Here is an 18,048-nt window from a genome sequence, read left to right on the forward strand (position 1 = left end):
TAATTTTTTAAATGTATCACAAATAAAATGAAATATAGTCACATAAAAAAATAATAAGATTAATTATTCATAAGGTTTTTTAATTTTCATTGCCACATTCATATTTAAGATGTTTTTATTTTGAAATCCTGTTTACAGTCAGCCTTTAAATAAAAAATAAATCTTGCCAATTTTCAACAAAAAAGCCGCCTCAAAAATGAGGCGGCTCCTATATAAATAATAACTAAAGATTATTTTTTAATCGTTTTGAACGTTTTTACAGTTCCATCTTCCATATGAAGAGTAACCATGTACATTCCTGTTTTCAAGTCTGAAAGGTTCAGTTCAGCAGAAGCTTTCATGTTCTTAACCTCTCTTCCTGAAGCATCACTTACAGAGATTGATTTAACTCCTTTCACATCAGAAATTTTCAATACATCCTGGAAAGGGTTAGGATAAACAGAAACGCTGTTTTTAGAAACTGAAGCAGTCGCCTGAGTTGGAGCTGCTACGTTAATTGTGTAGTCTTGAGTCCTACCTTGCCCAGAAATGTTACCACAAGCTACAATTGAAGCAGCATTTGCTTGTCTTGCCAATCTGATTCTCATACGAGTATTCCCTAGTAATGCATCTGAAGGAATTGTAATATTTCCAGTTGATGAGGTAATACTTGCGTAAGTTAACAGGGTCATTTCAGAATCTTCGAAAACACCATTTTGGTTATAATCGATCCAAACTTTTACCTTGTCATTTGCATTACCACTTGCTGCAGTAATAGATATTGGATACATTCCATCAATTACAACATTTCCAACAACAGCAGTAAAGTTTTCATAACCACCTGGTACAGTCGTAAGTGTACTTGGGTTGTTAATGTTAGCAAATGCTACATTAGAAATTCTATCTGCGTTAACAGTAGTGTGTGTAGCCGCACAGTAAGTCCAGTTTGCAGGAGTCGTGAATGTAATTTCGGCACATCCTGAAGCATCTCCTAGACTGTTCGTTGGAACAACTTTAGCATAATAGGCTGTGTTTCTCTGAAGTCCATTTACTACAAAGTTAAGCGTAGAAACAACTACACCGTTAGCAATATCTGTCGCACCCGGAGTAGATCCTACATAAACTTTATATCCTGTAGCCATCGAATCTTCGACCCAAGTTAATGTTGTATTTGGAGCCTGAAGCGGCGCTGCAGTAACCGTTGTACAGTTTGGTAATGTAGGCTCAGCAATATTTACGGTATAATCTTCAACCTGACCATACGACGTAGTCCCACAAGCTTCAGGAGCAGTAGAATAATTTACTCTGATTCTCATTCTTGTATTACCTGTAAGTGCAGTAGTTGGAATTGCAATATTTCCAGTAGCAGATGCAGTACTTGTAAGATCAACTCTTTCACTAGCACTAAAATCGCCATCTTGGTTATAGTCAATCCACACACTTGTTTTATCGGTATCGAAACCAGTAATGGTTACAGTCATTGGGTAAGTTTTACCTTTTACCACATTTGCTACAATCGATGTAAAATCTTCATATGCCACTACAGCAGTTGAAGGATTATTAATATTAGCAAATTTAACATTAGAAATTCTTTCATAATTTGGATTAAGCGTTGTAACATCTACTGCGCAATAATCAAGTGTTGAATTAGTCATAAATGAAATTTCAGTACAACCTGTTGCATCCCCATTAGCATTCGTAGGAACTACTTTTGCATAATAAGTTTTGTTTTTCTGTACTGGCACGAACTTATTAGTAACACCACCTGTAATAGTACCACTAAATACATCTGAAGCACCTGGAGTTGTTCCAACTGTCAATTTGTATGCAGTTGCTGTAGCTGTTGGAGCCCACTTCATATTAAACGCTCCATAACCAACAGTAGAACCATCCAAAGGAGCCGTGAATATAGTACAAGCCGGAGCGGTAGCAACAATATCTTGAACAATAGAAATATTATCGAAATAAACATTTCCGGTTCCTGATGTTCTTATATACCACGCACCTACACCATAAACACCATCTGCAGTCATAACCCCAGCAGGAATTGTACCGGTAATTGTTGCACAAGTGGTAGTTGCAGCAGAGGTTACAGCTACAGGATTACCAATCTGAACTAAACTCCATGAATCAGCATCTTCGTCATATACAAATAACATTGGGACCACACTTCCAACTGGACCAGAATCTTTTTTATAACCGATCGTCACAGTAGCTGCCTGGCTATTGTTTGTTTGTGCAGGATTCAAAAGTGTTACCTCCTCCAATTGCATCATCCAACCAGTCTGCGTTGTTACAGCTGTGGGTGCTAATTGCCCACCAAATGAACCGGTGCAAGCAGCCGCCGCCGTAATGCTACCCGTTCCAAATTGTCCATAGATAGCCGCACTTCCCTCGAAGTCCCCGACATAATTGTACTGTGCATTTGCACCAATTCCAAGTGCTAAAAAGCACGATAGTAAAAGTTTTTTCATATAAATAATTTTTTAAATGTATTACAAATAAAATAAAATATATTCACATAAAAAAATCAACCAATGAAATATCGTTATATTTTTGATGTTAAAAATATAATATTCGAATAAAAAACCGCTTTTCTTTACAGATTTATATTTTCAGTTAGACTAATTTTTTTGTGCTGAAGTTCTTCAATCTTATGTAAAAGATGATGGATCACTTCCAAACCGGCAAGATTTACTTCTAGATCATAATGCCAGTTAGTAAACTTTTCAAAAGTTGCTAGTTCGTCATAACGTAAATAGGTAGTATTGTTCTCTGTTTCAGTTTTAAGGAGGCCTGCTTCTTCCAATGAATCAAAAAAAGTGATTTCAATATTGTAGATTCTCACCAACTCTTCGCGTGATATTCTGTCGCTCATTTCGATATTTTTTTTAGTTGAAGAAATAACTCTCTTTCCTGATCGGTTAAATTGGTTGGTATTTTCACCACGTAAGTAACATACAAATCACCAAACTCTCCTTCTTTTTTATAAACCGGAAAACCTTTGCCTTTTAATTTAACCTTGGTTCCATTCTGCGTTTCTGGCTTCACTTTTAAATTTACGGCTCCATCTATTGTTTTCACTAATGTTTCGCCACCCAGAATTGCCGTATACAAATCGATTTCCAGATCGGCAGTCAAATCATTGCCTATTCTTTTAAACTGATGATCTTCTGCAATATTAAAAGTAATAAACAAATCTCCACTAGGTCCGCCATTATGACCTGGGTTTCCGTGACCTTTTAGTTTAATTTTCTGGCCATCAGCAATCCCTGCCGGAATGGTAATTCTTACTTTCTTGCCATTAATATCAAAAGTTTGCTGATGTGTTTTCGCAGCATCACGCAAATGCAAATTTAATGTTGCTTCCACATCCTGACCCTTAAATTTACCAGAGGCTCTTCCTCTAGAACTTCCTGAAAAACCGCCACTACCTGCGCCAAACATGCTTTGGAAAAAATCAGAAAAATCGGCACCTTCGCCAAAATCTGACTCAGAAAACCCACCATAATTCGCACCTTGTCTGGATTGATGGGAGCGGTGTTGCTGTTGAGCCTGTTCATATTGTTCGCCATGTTTCCAGTGTTCACCATACTGATCATACTTGGCTCTATTCGCCGGATTGCTCAGAACTTCATTGGCTTCATTAAGTTCTTTAAATTTTCTTTCCGCTTCCTTATCACCAGGATTTACGTCTGGATGGTATTTCCGTGCCAATTTCCGGTAGGCTTTTTTTATTTCGTCGGCAGTCGCTTTTTTATCAATGCCTAAAACTTTGTAATAATCAATATATGCCATAGAAAAATGATTTACTCAAATTTAAAAAATCTAAAATGAATGATGTGGTAAAGTTCTGTTAAAACTTTCTATTTATATTTTCCTATTTTTAAAGAAACTAATTTCATTAACAAAGATCTGACACTATGAAAAAACTCGTTTATATATTGATCCTTTTTTCAATGGTATTCTGCTCCAAAGAAAGCAAAACCAATTCCGAAATTTCAAAGAAAGATTATACTTCAGTTATTCCGATTGACTCTACTAAAATGGCTGAAACAACTACAGAAAGTGAAACTTTAAACAAAGAAGAAAGTTTGAAAATGCTGAACCACGAAATCCTGTCAACCTTGAAGTTTAAAGATTTCGCAAAATTTTCAAATTACATCCATCCGCAAAAAGGGGTTCAGTTTTCAATGTATGCTCACCTTAATCCAAAACAAGACAAGCGGTTCACGAAAGAAGATTATTTAAAGTATGCGCCCAGCACTATTAAATTTACCTGGGGCGAAAAAGATGGAACTGGTGATCCACTCGTACTTTCTATTAGAAAATATTTAGAAGATTGGGTTTTCAGAAAAGACTTTACTAAAGGTGAATTTTATTTTAACACTTTTAAAGGCAACGGAAATTCTTTGAACAACCTAAAAAAGGTTTATCCAACCCAATATTTCACAGAAAATTACATCCCTGGTTCTGAAGAATACGGCGGCATGGACTGGAATTGCTTGCGATTCGTTTTCGAGGAATTAGATAGAACGTTTTATTTAGTCGCAGTGGTTAACGATCAATGGACAACTTAAAAAAAGTATGTCTTTTAAAATATTGCACCAAAAAAAACGACTCCAGAACCAATTCCAGAGTCATTTTTATATTTAGCAAAATCTATTTTTTATAATTCTCAATCATTCTATTAATTAAATCAATCTGAGCATTAATGGTTGTACTGCTCGGATTCGCTTTTAAAACCTGCATCTTTTTAGATAGTCCATCTTGTAAAATTTGAACAATCATCATTTTCGCTTGTGGATTGCTCCCGATTTGACCTTTAACCTGACCTAAAACTTTGGTTATGTTTTCGGTTGCTTTCAAGTTATCAGAACTCATAATCCAGTTATAACCATCTTCTGCGGCGGCTCCCAATTCTGGATTCTGGAATTTTAGAAACGGATAAAACGCTGCAGTTGATGCAATAGCCGACATTTGCTTTTCGATTTTATTTTTCACAATAATGGGTAAAAGTTCTGCAATCAAATCATCGCTCGCTCCTTCTAAGTCAATCTTTTCTGCCAAAACTGTGACTCTTGATGGATCAACCGCTGCGATACCTGCCAAGGAATTTGCTTTCACCGAATTAGAAACAGCGTTCATTCCTTTTTCAAAAAGTGAAAGATATTTCTTGTCTTTTGTTTTTCCTAAAGCAGAAATTGCTGCACCTTGAACCAAAGTTTTCGGATCGGCAGAAGCCATTTTCTCCACTTCAGAAATTGCCACTTTTGCCTGATCAGGTTTTGATAAATCTAACCCACTCAAGGCTTTCATTCTAATTCTAAAATTAGAATCCTTTAAAGCAGCAACCAAAGTTTTTAATGCAGTTGGATTTTTAGCAGCGTTTTCGCCAGCATTTTCAACCGCATTAAACCTGCTCAAAAATTCCTTTGAATTTTGATATTGCGTAAAATATTGTTCCGGTGTTTTGGTCTCGGTAATTTCTGAAAGCAAAACTCCATCTGCATTAATATTAACCAATTCAGGATTTTTTGAAACGGTGAAAGTGAAATTGTTTTTCTCTTTCGCATTTACCCAAACATTCTTACGGGTCGGTTTTCCATTTTCATATAAATCAAGCGCTAACGGAAACTGAAATTTGTCGCCAAGTTGATTTTGGTTAATGGTTACCGTAACTTGTTTTTTCACCGGTTCGAAAGTAGTTGTGTAACTAAGTTTGGGATGTCCGCTGCCGTAATACCATTGGTTGAAATACCAGTTCAGATCTTTGCCCGAAACTTTTTCTAATGATAAACGAAGTTGCTGTGCTTCACCGGTTCCATATTCGTTGGTTTTCAAATAATCGTTTAAGCCAGCAAAAAACGCATCGTCGCCTAAATAATTTCGCAACATGTGAAGAATTGCACCTCCTTTATTATAAGAAACACCATCAAACATATCTTCGCGCGTATGATAATTGAAACGCACCAAATCTTTGGTCGGATTAGAAGGATCCATCATGTATCCTTTACTTTCTTTCATCAAACCGTAATCAGCAATATCTTTTCCGTATTTATGTTCGTTCCACAAATATTGAGAATAGTTTGCAAAAGATTCATTAACCGTTAAATTACTCCAACTTTCAGCCGTTACTAAATCACCAAACCAGTGGTGAAATAATTCGTGCGCAATGGTATCTTCCCAACCATTTTCATCGATTAAATCTCCAGGTTTTTGTTGCGCAGATTCTTGGTGAAGAACGGCAGTTGTATTTTCCATGGCACCTGAAACATAATCTCTCGCAGTCATCTGAGCAAATTTGGACCACGGATAATCGTAATTCAATCTTTTAGAAAAGAACTCCAACATCTCTGGGGTGTTGCCAAAAATCTGTTTTGCATAAGGTTCGTATTCTTTTTCAACATAATAATCCACGTCTATATTTCGCCATTTGTCTTTCACTATTGCATAATCACCAACTCCCATGAAAAATAAATACGGTGCATGTTTTTTATCCATTACCCAATGGTCAGTTCGCAAACCATTGCCTTCTTTGGTGGAAGATTTCATTAAACCATTCGATAAAGTCACGTATTTATCGGGAACGGTCATGTAGATTTCCTGAGTTGTTTTTTGATTCGGTTTATCGATTGTCGGAAACCAGGCAGAACTTGCTTCAGTTTCACCTTGAGTCCAAATTTGTGTTGGCTTATCTGGATCTTTTCCCTGCGCATTTATAAAATACAATCCTTTGGCATCGCTAATTGCAGCACTTCCCTTTTGTGAAACCTCATTCGGACGAGCCGTATATTTAATGTAAACCGTATAATCTTGATTTTTGGTATAGGTTTTATCCAGATTAATTTTGAGCATATCATTTTTATACTCAAATTTTAAAGGAGATTTTGTTCCGTTTTTATCCAATGCAACTTCGTGAATCAACATCGCTTTCGCATCCAAAACCAAAGAATCGGTTGGATAAAAATAAGGCGCAGCAGTAAGCCATTCTTCACCCGCCATCTGTTCTTTTTCATAGTCAAACTTCACCTTTAGTTTGGTATGTTTAAGTTCGGTTGTAAGCGTATGCGTTTGCTGATAAATTTCTGTTCTACCAGAAGTATTGGTTTGTGCGAAGATATTTCCGGAAAAGAAAATCCCGACTAAACTAATGGATATAATTAGTTTTCTCATATTTAAAGTGTAGTTTTCTATTTAAGATTTCTTATTGACAAAGGTTTCGAACAAATCATTCACAAACGATTCATAGTCACCACTTTTTAATTGTTCTTTGCTTTTGTTGACGGCTTTTTTCAAATCGCTTTCATCATTTTCATGATTGATGAGTTCAACAGACTTGATGCCTTTAATCAAAATTAAAAGTTCGGTTAACTTACCGAGATCAGCATTTTCTTCGAGGTTAATTTTTAATGATTTCATTAAATGATTGGTATCTAATTTAAAAGAAAAGTTACAAAAAAAGTGAAGTTATACTACTCCACTTTAATTATATTTTTAAATCGCAACTGGTGCTTTTATTCCCGGATCTGGAGAATAATTTTCTAAAGTAAAATCTTCAAAATCAAAATCGAAAATATTTTTAATTTCCGGATTCAATTTCATGGTCGGTAAAGGTTTCGGTGTGCGGGAAAGTTGTTTATGAACCTGTTCAAAATGATTGTTGTAAATATGAACATCGCCGAAAGTGTGTACATAATCGCCCACTTCTAAATCACAAACCTGAGCAACCATCATTAATAACAAAGCGTAACTCGCAATATTAAAAGGAACCCCCAAAAACACATCTGCACTTCTTTGATACAATTGAAGCGATAATTTTCCATCGGCTACATAAAACTGAAACAAAGCGTGACAAGGCGCTAAAGCCATGTTCGGAATTTCTGCAGCATTCCAGGCAGAAACGATTAATCTTCTAGAATCCGGATTTTTTTTAATTTGATCAATAACTTCGGTAATCTGATCAACTACTTTTCCGTTTGCACCTGTCCAACTTCTCCATTGTGCGCCGTAAACAGGACCGAGATCACCATTTTCATCTGCCCATTCATTCCAGATTGAAACGAAGTTATCATTCAGATATTTAATATTGGTATCACCTTTTAAAAACCAAAGCAATTCATAAATAATTGATTTCAAATGGACTTTTTTCGTCGTCACCATCGGGAAACCTTTTGAAAGATCGTAACGAAGTTGGTAGCCAAAAACGCTGCGAGTTCCAGTTCCGGTTCTATCGGTTTTGTCGGTTCCGTTGTCTAAAATATGTTGAAGAAGGTCGAGGTAGTTTTGCATGTTGTGTTATAAGTAATGAGTAATCAATAATGAGCAATGAGTAATTATTGAAAATTTATTTAATGATTTACAAAAATAGGAATTTTTACCAAAGGTTCTGAATCGTTTGTTTGGTATTATTTAAAGAAATCTCATCGCCCTTTCTCTTGCCAAATAAGGCTTTACCGAAAGGACTTTCCGTAGATATAACAAAAATTTTGTTTTCATTAAATATAATTTCACCCAATGAAACTGCAATGTAAAATAGTCCTTTATCAGTTTCGACTACACTTCCTAAACCAACTGTTTGGTGAAGATTGGTGTTGATTATTTTTAAAGAATTTCGGGCATTGATATTTTCATTCAACTGAACCTGCAGATTGTTGATTTGTTGCTGAACCATTTCTCGCGAAGTTTCATATTTATCGCCCATCGAACTTTTGGTTTCGTTGTTAGAAGCGCGGGTTTCAGAAATCATTTTTTCTAAAGTTGCGATCTTCTCTGAAAGTTTATCGTGAATGATTTGAAGGATTTCTGATTTGTTCATTTGTAATTTAAAAATAAATTTTGGCTAAAGTCATTTAAATATCTGGCCAAGTAAAAAGGGCTAAAGTTCGTTCCTATTTATTTCTTTGAACCGACTTTATTTCTCCATCACCGCATAACCGCCAATCGGTAAGTAAAAACTTTTATCTTTTGAAAAATCTTTTATTGGACCAGAAAAAACATTTTTAAAAGTTCCGAAAATATTTTCGTCATCAATCGTAAATGATACGTTTTCTTTGGAGAAATTTAAAACCGTCAACACCTCATCTTTTCCATTCTTGCGAACGTAAGCCAGTACTTTATCATCTGCTGAAGTTTTTAAAAGATGAGTAATCGCCGCGGGATCGCCACCTCGCAAGGCTGAATTAGTAGATTTTAAAGTCAATAATATTTTGTAGAAATCTTGAAGTTCATAATTGCCTGTCCACGGAATTGGATCTTTCTCGAAAAACTCTAAACGTTTTGTTTTCATCGGTAATTCCTGACCATTGTAAAGAAGCGGAACTCCATTCCAAGTCACAGAAAAAACGGCTAAAGGAATTGCCAAGTCACCGTACTTTTCATACTCGGTTCCGTTCCATGTATTTTCATCGTGATTGCTTGTAAACCAGGCTCTCATTGAAGAGTCTCCGATATTGGAATATTTTGTCAATAAATTTTTTAAATCTGAAAAAGAAATTTTCCCTTCGTTATACTCTTGTGTTTTGTGCATCCAATTCCAAACATAACTGGCATCAAATACTTTTCCGTATTCTGGATGATCGAGTTCATCAAATTCTCCTAAAAAGAAAAGCGGTTTTATTTTCTCGATTTCAGGTCTTGCCTGTTCCCAAAAATCAACCTGAACCCAACTTGCTAAATCACAACGAAATCCATCAATATCGGCTTCAAGAACCCAAAATTTCATCGCTTCGATCATGGCAATTCGCAAATCAGGATTGGAATAATCCAATTCGATAATATCATCCATTCCGGAAGCGATATGGAATTTACCGTCATCATCTTTCAGATAGTATTCGGGATTAGATTTCGTCCAAATATGATCCCAACCCGTGTGATTTGCTACCCAATCAATGATTACTTTGAAACCCATTTTGTGGGCTTCATCAACCAAATTTTTAAAATCTTCCATCGTTCCAAACTCAGGATTAATCGCGGTATAATCGTGCGCGGCATACTGACTTCCCAAACTTCCTTTTTTCACTTCCTGCGAAATGGGAGTAATCGGCATGAACCATAGCGTTTTTACCCCCATCTCTTTCAGTCGCGGCATTTCCTTTTCGAAAGCACGAAAAGTTCCTTCCTGAGTATATTGTCTGAGGTTAACTTCGTAGATATTGGTTGTGTGTTTCCAATCGCTGGGTAAATCCATTTTGTCGTATTTTTTTGATTCTGCAGGAAATTATTAATAAGCCTGAAATTGTAAAAAAAATGAGTCTTTTTTAGGCTAAGATTTCGGACAAATATATTGTTTATTATTGAAATTCCTGAAGAAAACAGAGGTATATATTAGCAGTTGATGCTATAAAACACTATTGACCTTTACTTTCTAAAATTCCTTTTTATCCATAAAAAAACCCCGAATACATCAGGGTCATTTATATTGTTTTCTATTTTTGATTAATCTTCATCATCTTCAAAATCATCAGTGTCGTTGAAATCATCTTCATCATTAAAATCATCATCATCTTCATCGTCAAAAGCGGTTGCTTTCAGTTCATCTTCAAAACTAGGAAAGTCATCATCTAATAACGGCATTACTCCATTTCTCTTCGCTTTTGTTCCTGTTTTACTTGGTGCTTTTAACGGCATTTTACCAAAACGGAAAACAGTAATCGGATAATTTACGGCAGGTTTTTCATCGATAATTTCTACCAATTCACAGAAAAACTCCCATAAATCCATAAAACCATACTGGAAGTGAATTTTATCTCCCGGTTTTTGGAACGCTTCATTGATGTATACATCAGACATAATTTCGCCGTCGCCATCATCACTCATATCTTCCAATGGAACGGATTTAATAACCACACCATCTTCATCTAAAATATTAAACACAGACAAGTCATCTCCCATTAATGAAAATGCACTTTTGATTCCTAAATGCAAGTTCCAAAGACATTGCTTGTCTTTAATTTCTACATCTCTGAAAATATCATCCTTGGTGTCTAAAATAATCCGCAGCTTGTAAACCATTATTACCTTAATTTTTTCGATTAATTATTAGCTTTATAATTCGAGTGCAAATATAAAGCAATTGAAATTTGACAAAAAAATTATTACCGACTTTTTATTAAAAAGTTTTGCTTAAATTTTGCCCCGAACTAAATGGATTTTTGAAGAAAAAAACTGAATTTAGTTCCTTCCAGATAGGTGCTTTCTACGGTGATATTTTCGTGATGCGCTTCCAATATATGCTTTACAATTGCGAGGCCTAAACCAGAGCCGCCATCATTTCTATTTCTACTCGATTCAATGCGGTAGAAACGTTCAAAAATACGCGGAAGCATTTCTGGTTTTATTCCCATTCCATTGTCCTCCACTTCTACCAAAACTTTTTGATTCTGAATTTTAGTTTTCACAGTAACAGTGGCACTTTCCCGATTAGAATAGTAAATCGCATTTGAAATTAAATTGAGTAAAACCTGCGATATTTTTTGTTTATCTGCCTGAACAAAAATTTGGGTTGAAGTGGTTTGCAATACAATTTTAGTATTCTTTTTCTGTGCTTCTAAATCTAAGATATCGATTAGTTCACGAATAAGATGGTTAAGGTCGAAGCGGCTTTTAGTCAAAGTAATCATGCCACTTTCAAACTGATTCATCATGTCTAAATCATTAACTATATTCAGTAATCGTTCTACAGACTTATCAATTCTTTCTAAGTATTTATCGCGAATTGCCAGGTTTTCTACGCCACCTTCCAATAAAGTATCCACATAACCCTGAATGGTAAAAAGAGGAGTTTTCATTTCGTGGGAAATATTACCGATGTATTCTTTCCGATAGGTTTCCATTTCTTTCATGGTATCGATTTCGGTGGTATTCTTCAAGTTCAGATCAGAAAATCTTTGACTTAATTCTTTGAAATTTAAGTCAGTTTCTTCGTCTCTAATTTCTTCCGGTAAAATGGTTGAAATTTTCTTGATCTGTCTTTTTCCATAATAATTAAAAAGAAAATCAACGACCAGATAATTGATAATCAAAAGTGCCACACTGCTGATGAGCATGGTCATAAAAAACCGCAGGTCAGAATCAGAAAAGTAATGTTTCACCTCATCGAAAAGATAGATAAGCAAAAGCATAACTGCAGTTAGGAATAAAGAGGCAAGAAAAGTAAGGCGGTAAAATTTCATTGATGATTAATGCTTATTTACCAAAGTTACACAACTAATTTATAACCGATTCCCTTCAATGTTTGAATCATATTAATTCCCAGTTTTTCACGCAATCTACGGATATGCACATCGATGGTTCTTTCTCCAACAACGACATCATTTCCCCATACTTTTTCTAAAATTTCTTCTCGTTTAAAAACCTTTTCCGTATTGGAAGCCAGAAGATATAAAAGGTCAAATTCTTTTTTAGGCAATAAAAAATGTTGTCCACTTTTGGTGACTTTCACATTGTCTTTGTCGATAATCAGATCACCAATTTTAAGAACTTTTGCGTCGTTGCTAACTTTTGAAGTTAACTGTAAAAGCGCATTTATTTTTGAAGTAAGCACTTTTGGTTTAATGATTTTCACCACATAATCGTTTGCTCCGGCTTGAAAACCAGCCAACTGAGAAAACTCTTCGCTTCGGGCAGAAAGAAAAACAATGAGTGTATTTTGCAATTCTTTGATCTGGCGAAGTTCCTGACACGTTTCGATTCCATCTTTTTCCGGCATCATCACATCTAGGAGAATTAAGTCGGGAATCATTTCTTTCGCTTTCTGAATTCCTTCATTGCCATTGGTTGCGGTGGTCACCAAATATCCTTCTTTTTCAAGATTATAAGAGAGAATTTCTAGAATATCAACCTCATCGTCGATCAAAAGAATCTTTTTCTTGTGCATTGTTAACTTTTTATTCTTTCAAAATTAGTCAAATTAAAGGTTCCAAAACCCATCAATTTCAGAATTCATAATTAATTAATATGACTGCTTTTTTGTTAAAGGAATGGTAAAGTAAAGTTAAAACTGACGCAACATCAAATTAAGCCTTTATTTCTTCCTTTGCCTCGAAAGAAATCTAATTAAAAAGAAGAAATGAATATCAGAAAACTGAGTATTGCAGTTGTATTGCTAAATTCTGCCACGCCTTTTTTGTATGCACAAAAAACAAAAATGGATACCGTGAGTAAAGAGAGAAACATCGAAGAAATTCTCCTTAAAACTTCCTCCAACAGGAAATCAGAAAGCGCTCTCTTGGTGGATCAAAAGAAAGCCATTATCCAAAAACAATCAATGGGTTCTGAAGAAATTTCCCGAAAAGGAATTTCAAATATCGAACAGGCTTTGGTAAAAGTGACCGGAATCACCAGCGTTGAAGGACGAGGTTTATTTGTAAGAGGTTTAGAAGACCGTTATAATACCTTGCTAATTAATGGATTGGGCTCACCATCAAATAATCCTTTTCAGAAAATTATTGCGTTGAAACAATTCCCAACTGATGTGGTTGGAAAACTGAATATTTACAAAACTTTTAATTCTAATCTATACGCGGATTTTGCGGGAGCGACTTTCGATATTGAAACTTTGACTTACGAAAAGCCATTTTCTAAAATTGAATTTGGAATAGGAGTGAATACTTTGAGTACGTTTAGAAATGATTTTAAAATTAATCCAAACGCGAATTCTATCGAAGGTTATGTGGGTTTGAATTCAAGAGACAAACAATTGCCAAATGAGATTAAAGGCTATCGACCATCGAGTTATAATTTTAATGCAAATCAGTCCCGAAATTCTTTTGGCGAAGGCTGGAATGTAGATAATATTAAATCTTTACCGAATACGAGTTTGGGTTTTACGACGGCTCAGAAATTTAAAATCGGTGAAACTTCAAACTTAGGTTTTCTCTTTTCATTAAATCAAGGAAACCATTATGAATACAAAGATGGCGTAAAAAACCAGTTTCGTTTAAATGGAAATTCGATTGATTATAATAACAACCTCAACCGAAAAGAATATACCTATGAAACCGAATCATCTGTACTGTTAGGTTTAGGTTTAAAAAATAAAGGGACCGCCATTAATTTAAATGGATTTTTTCTTCAAAACTCCGAGAACCTGATTCAGGATTATTTAGGATTTAGAAATGGAGAAACGAATAATCAGCAGTTCATCCGCGTAAATCAACAGGATATTTCAAGATTTACAGATTTACAGTTAACGGCATCACAGAAAATCAACGACAGACATTTCATAAAAGCAGGCGCAAGTTGGGTAAACAATTTCTATCAGCAACCGGACCGAAAAATCATGTACGGACAACCTGGTGAAGGAAACGATATTAATTTATCTTTTGGTGGAAACAATTTACTTCGGCAATATTTGGACGTAAATGGTAAAAACTACTTTTCAGCATTTGCGGAATATGCGTTAAACCTTGGAGAGAAAGGTGATAAAAAAGATTATCCGTGGCAATTGGCGATTGGTTATAATGGCTTCGCAGATATTCGAAATACGTCTTACCGATTTATTTATTCTGTTTTAAATGATCCTTCACAATCACAAGTTACGGTGGACAGAGATAATCCGCAAGCGATTTTTGATCAGTCGATTTTAAATGGAACTTACCATTATCGCGAAGGTTCAACGTCGGAATATAAAAACAATTTGTATCAGTTTGTGAATGCGGGTTACCTTAACATTAATTACAAACCCTCGGAATTGTGGGATATTTTAATTGGCGGAAGAGTTGAAAATAACATCAATATTACGCGCTACAAACCCATCAGTGTTGGTATTAATGATAATTTTGATAATATCACGAAAAACCAATATTATATTCTCCCATCTTTATCGGTTAAGCGTGCTTTGAATGAAAAATCAAACATCCGTTTCGCAGCCAGTAAAACCATTACAAGACCGATCCTTATTGAATATATGCCGATCACTTATATCAATCCGGACAACGAAAACATCTTCGGAAATAAGGATCTGAGCAATAGTGAAAATTATAATATTGATCTGAAATATGAAATGTTCCCAAGCAATAAAGAAATGTTTGCGGTCAACCTTTTTGCAAAGAAAATTGACAATGCAATTGAACGTTCTTACATCGCTTCCGGAAATTCAAACGGACAAACAATTACCTTTTTCAATGCTAAAACCGCAAATCTGGCTGGAGTTGAACTGGAAGGGATTTTATCTTTAAGTAGAATCAGTGAATCTTTGTCAAGATGGACTTTAGCAGCAAACACAACATTGATGTATTCTGATGTCGAAAGAAGCGCCGATCAAAACCAAGAAACCGATGTTGAAGCGAATAGAAAACGTGCGCTGCAAGGCGCAGCGCCCTGGACCGTGAACGCAGACTTGAAATACGAGTACAAAAACAGTCAAAATTTAACCAAAACGTACTCCTTAGTATATAATGTTTCCGGTAAGAAGATTTACGGCGTTGGTTTCTCCCTACTCGATAATATTTTCGAAATGCCTTTCCATCAACTGGATTTCGTTTACAATAATCAAATCTCTAAAAACTGGAACGTAAAACTGACCATTCAAAATTTATTGAATTCAGAATATCAACTGAAACTGGGCGACAACAGTTTGGTTCAGGTTCAGGAAAGTTCGCTGATGATGGAAAATTATAAAAAGGGAACTTCATTTAATATGACCGTTGGTTACACTTTCTAACTCAAATTTAAATCTCATAAAAAATAAAAAGAAATGAAAAAAAACATTTTAACTTTAGTATCGCTGGCCTTGGTTTTATCGGTCACCTCTTGTACGGTAGACATTCGTGAAGATAATGACATTCCAACAAACACAGGCGGAAACCAACAAACCACAGGAAATGTAATGGACGGAACCGGAACTTTATCTGGTGAAATCTCAAAAGATCTTTTGATTAAAAAAGGAAATTACACGCTGAAAGGAATTGTTAAAGTTGGTTCAGGAGCAACGCTTACGATTGAACCGGGCGCAACATTTACCGCAACCACAAGCGATGTAAGCGGATTGGTCATTTTAAAAGGTGCAAAAATTAATGCGGTTGGAACTGCTGATTTACCCATCGTTTTCACCTCTGATAACAAAACGCCGGGAGATTGGGGCGGTGTAACTTTGTATGGTGACGCACCAATTAAAGCCTTAAACGGCGCAACAACTGCACTTTCTGAAGATGGTAACAATCAATATTACGGTGGCTCTGATGCGAATTCAAACTCCGGAACGATGAAATTCGTAAGAGTGGAATATGGCGGACGTAAAATTGGCGACGGAACTTCGGAAACGAACTCGATGACTTTTTATGCAGTTGGTGCCGGAACGACTTTAGAAAACTTAGTCGCGTACAAAGGAACCGATGACGGTTACGAATTTTTCGGTGGAACGGTAAGCGCTAAAAATCTGATTTCTTACGGAAATTACGATGATGCTTTTGACTGGCAGGATTCCTGGAGCGGACAAAACAACTCCAACTGGTTTGCTTACCAAACGGGAATTGGTAATTTCGGAATGGAAATCGAAGCCTCTTCAAACGCAGATAATATCGCACCAAAAGTGAGCAATATCACTTTGATGAGAGCCGCAGGAACTTTACCTGAAGTTTCAGGTTCCGCAGAAGTTTCAGCCATTCAGTTTAAAAAACAGGGAACCGGAATTTTCTCCAATGTCTATATCGACGGCTACAAAAATACGGGCGGGAAAAATGCATTTGCAGTATTAATCCAGGATTTAGCCACGGAAACGAGTCAATTGGCAACCGGTAAAATTAAAGTTGAACCGCTATTTACAACAGCCAACAACGATAATCAATTAAAATTTGGATACGGCTTTACCTCAACAAATCCATTAACCTACACAAATGCTGCAACGGTGACCAAAGTTTCTATGGTTGGCGGCGCTTGGGCAACGGTAAACGGCCAAAACTTACTTGCGCCACTTCAATAAATTCTTCATTTTTTCATATCAAATTAAAAGGGCTTTTCAATATTTTGAAAAGCCCTTTTTTTTATTCTGTATCCTCGTCTTCGTATTGCTCCAGATAGTATGCGAAAGAAAAATCTTCAAGTTCCTCATCGGCATCTTCTAAAGTCGTGAGCAAATCTTCGAAATCTTCAAGTTGTTCCACGCTCATATTTACAAATTCTATATGTAAAGGAAGTTCTACAAATCCGGTAATCGAATCGTAAAGCGCATCCAGATTATCGCCAAAAGTTTCGGGCAGTTTCAGTTTTTCTTTTAACTGATCGAAGAAATCTTCCATATCTCCGATTTCTGTAAAGTCTATATATACAGTGTTCATGTTTTTAGGTTGTGGGTTTTAGGTAGTAGGTTTTGGTTCTAAATTTTATTGATCTAAAGTGAAAATCTTTTTTTAACGCAAAGACGCAAAGTTTTTTCTATTTTCTTCTAAAAAAATTACGATCGCAGAGGCGCTTCGCTTAGCAAAGGAAAATACACCAGCATTTCACTTGGCTCTTTTTACTTTTTACTTGGTTCTTATCTTATTGTTTCTCAAAACTCTTATAATGATTCTTCGTTAACCAAACTTCTCCATTTTTGGTGAAAACGATTCGGTCGGCATTTCGGTTTCCGCAGTTGTAATTGACGTCGGCTTCGAAATATTTATTTCCGGCTGGTAGTGTTTTTTCCCGATTGCTGAAGTTATCGCCGCCAATTGCTCTTCCGGGAAGAACATCACAAAGGTTTCCTTTTGAGGCAACCCAACCCTGTTTGCGTGCTTCACCTTTGGTGATATAATAATCCGGAAGTCGGTGATTGGATTTCACGTAATTAATGACGGTATCTTCGTTCGTGAGTTCATCAATATTTCCGGAGAAATCTGATTCTTTTGAAGTTTTATTTTCTTTAAAGTTTTCATTATTATTTTCATTAATGGAAACCTCCGAATTGATGACCTCTTTATTTTTCTTTTCGATGCGGTAATTGTTGATCAGATACATCGCCAGAAATGCCGTGAGCAATCCGATGATGAAAAATAAGAAGAGTTTTATGTTTTGTTTGTTCATATGATTCAAATGTTACTTCTTGTTTTAGATAGCGTTCCTCCGGAACGCGACTTTCTTTCTTATTAA

The 18,048-nt window shown here is 35.8% G+C and carries 16 protein-coding genes; 3 read left to right on the forward strand and 13 right to left on the reverse strand.

The window, feature by feature from the left end; genetic code table 11:
* Positions 1-230: 230 nt before the first annotated feature.
* The 3 genes from PUH65_RS05600 to PUH65_RS05610 form a co-directional block, all read right to left on the reverse strand.
* Positions 231-2,453, reverse strand: coding sequence for a GEVED domain-containing protein (locus PUH65_RS05600; RefSeq protein WP_305518829.1), 2,223 nt, complete (start codon positions 2,451-2,453; stop codon positions 231-233).
* Between the two features lie 125 nt (positions 2,454-2,578).
* Positions 2,579-2,857, reverse strand: a complete 279-nt coding sequence (locus tag PUH65_RS05605; protein ID WP_305518830.1) for a chaperone modulator CbpM — start codon at positions 2,855-2,857, stop codon at positions 2,579-2,581.
* Positions 2,854-3,777 (reverse strand): J domain-containing protein, encoded by a 924-nt coding sequence (locus tag PUH65_RS05610; RefSeq protein ID WP_305518831.1) that lies wholly within the window; start codon positions 3,775-3,777, stop codon positions 2,854-2,856. Before PUH65_RS05610 ends, PUH65_RS05605 begins: the two co-directional genes overlap by 4 nt.
* Positions 3,778-3,902: 125 nt before the next feature.
* On the opposite strand from PUH65_RS05610, the gene PUH65_RS05615 reads away from it, so the two are divergent.
* Positions 3,903-4,559 (forward strand): hypothetical protein, encoded by a 657-nt coding sequence (locus PUH65_RS05615; protein WP_305518832.1) that lies wholly within the window; start codon positions 3,903-3,905, stop codon positions 4,557-4,559.
* Positions 4,560-4,641: 82 nt separating this feature from the next.
* On the opposite strand, the gene PUH65_RS05620 is transcribed toward PUH65_RS05615, so the two are convergent.
* The 8 genes from PUH65_RS05620 to PUH65_RS05655 form a co-directional block, all read right to left on the reverse strand.
* Positions 4,642-7,155, reverse strand: coding sequence for a M1 family metallopeptidase (locus PUH65_RS05620; RefSeq protein WP_305518833.1), 2,514 nt, complete (start codon positions 7,153-7,155; stop codon positions 4,642-4,644).
* A 21-nt stretch (positions 7,156-7,176) separates the two neighbouring features.
* Positions 7,177-7,401, reverse strand: coding sequence for a hypothetical protein (locus PUH65_RS05625; protein ID WP_305518834.1), 225 nt, complete (start codon positions 7,399-7,401; stop codon positions 7,177-7,179).
* Positions 7,402-7,476: 75 nt separating this feature from the next.
* Positions 7,477-8,271, reverse strand: coding sequence for a thymidylate synthase (locus PUH65_RS05630; RefSeq protein ID WP_305518835.1), 795 nt, complete (start codon positions 8,269-8,271; stop codon positions 7,477-7,479).
* A gap of 85 nt (positions 8,272-8,356) precedes the next feature.
* Positions 8,357-8,797, reverse strand: coding sequence for a GreA/GreB family elongation factor (locus tag PUH65_RS05635; protein WP_305518837.1), 441 nt, complete (start codon positions 8,795-8,797; stop codon positions 8,357-8,359).
* Between the two features lie 96 nt (positions 8,798-8,893).
* Complete coding sequence (locus tag PUH65_RS05640) at positions 8,894-10,168, reverse strand: alpha-amylase family glycosyl hydrolase (protein WP_305518838.1); 1,275 nt, start codon at positions 10,166-10,168, stop codon at positions 8,894-8,896.
* Between the two features lie 248 nt (positions 10,169-10,416).
* A complete protein-coding gene (locus PUH65_RS05645) occupies positions 10,417-10,992 on the reverse strand; it encodes a hypothetical protein (protein ID WP_305518839.1) in 576 nt (191 codons plus the stop codon).
* A gap of 128 nt (positions 10,993-11,120) precedes the next feature.
* Positions 11,121-12,152 carry a cell wall metabolism sensor histidine kinase WalK gene (locus tag PUH65_RS05650; protein WP_305518840.1) on the reverse strand — a complete coding sequence of 344 codons (1,032 nt, stop codon included), beginning with the start codon at positions 12,150-12,152 and terminating at the stop codon, positions 11,121-11,123.
* Positions 12,153-12,178: 26 nt separating this feature from the next.
* Positions 12,179-12,856, reverse strand: a complete 678-nt coding sequence (locus tag PUH65_RS05655) for a response regulator transcription factor (protein WP_305518841.1) — start codon at positions 12,854-12,856, stop codon at positions 12,179-12,181.
* 192 nt (positions 12,857-13,048) lie between these two features.
* Here PUH65_RS05655 and PUH65_RS05660 point away from each other — a divergent pair, with 192 nt between their 5' ends.
* Entirely contained in the window at positions 13,049-15,643 is a 2,595-nt protein-coding gene (locus PUH65_RS05660) for a TonB-dependent receptor plug domain-containing protein (protein WP_305518842.1), read from the forward strand.
* Positions 15,644-15,676: 33 nt separating this feature from the next.
* The gene (locus tag PUH65_RS05665; protein ID WP_305518843.1) at positions 15,677-16,900 is read left to right on the forward strand and encodes a hypothetical protein; all 1,224 of its coding nucleotides are present in this window, start codon (positions 15,677-15,679) and stop codon (positions 16,898-16,900) included.
* Between the two features lie 61 nt (positions 16,901-16,961).
* On the opposite strand, the gene PUH65_RS05670 is transcribed toward PUH65_RS05665, so the two are convergent.
* Positions 16,962-17,255, reverse strand: a complete 294-nt coding sequence (locus PUH65_RS05670; protein WP_125023807.1) for a barstar family protein — start codon at positions 17,253-17,255, stop codon at positions 16,962-16,964.
* A 202-nt stretch (positions 17,256-17,457) separates the two neighbouring features.
* On the reverse strand, positions 17,458-17,982 hold the full coding sequence (locus PUH65_RS05675; protein ID WP_305518844.1) for a ribonuclease domain-containing protein: 525 nt from the start codon (positions 17,980-17,982) through the stop codon (positions 17,458-17,460).
* Positions 17,983-18,048: the final 66 nt, after the last annotated feature.

It is taken from the genome of Kaistella sp. SH40-3 (assembly GCF_030686865.1).
Lineage (GTDB): Bacteria > Bacteroidota > Bacteroidia > Flavobacteriales > Weeksellaceae > Kaistella.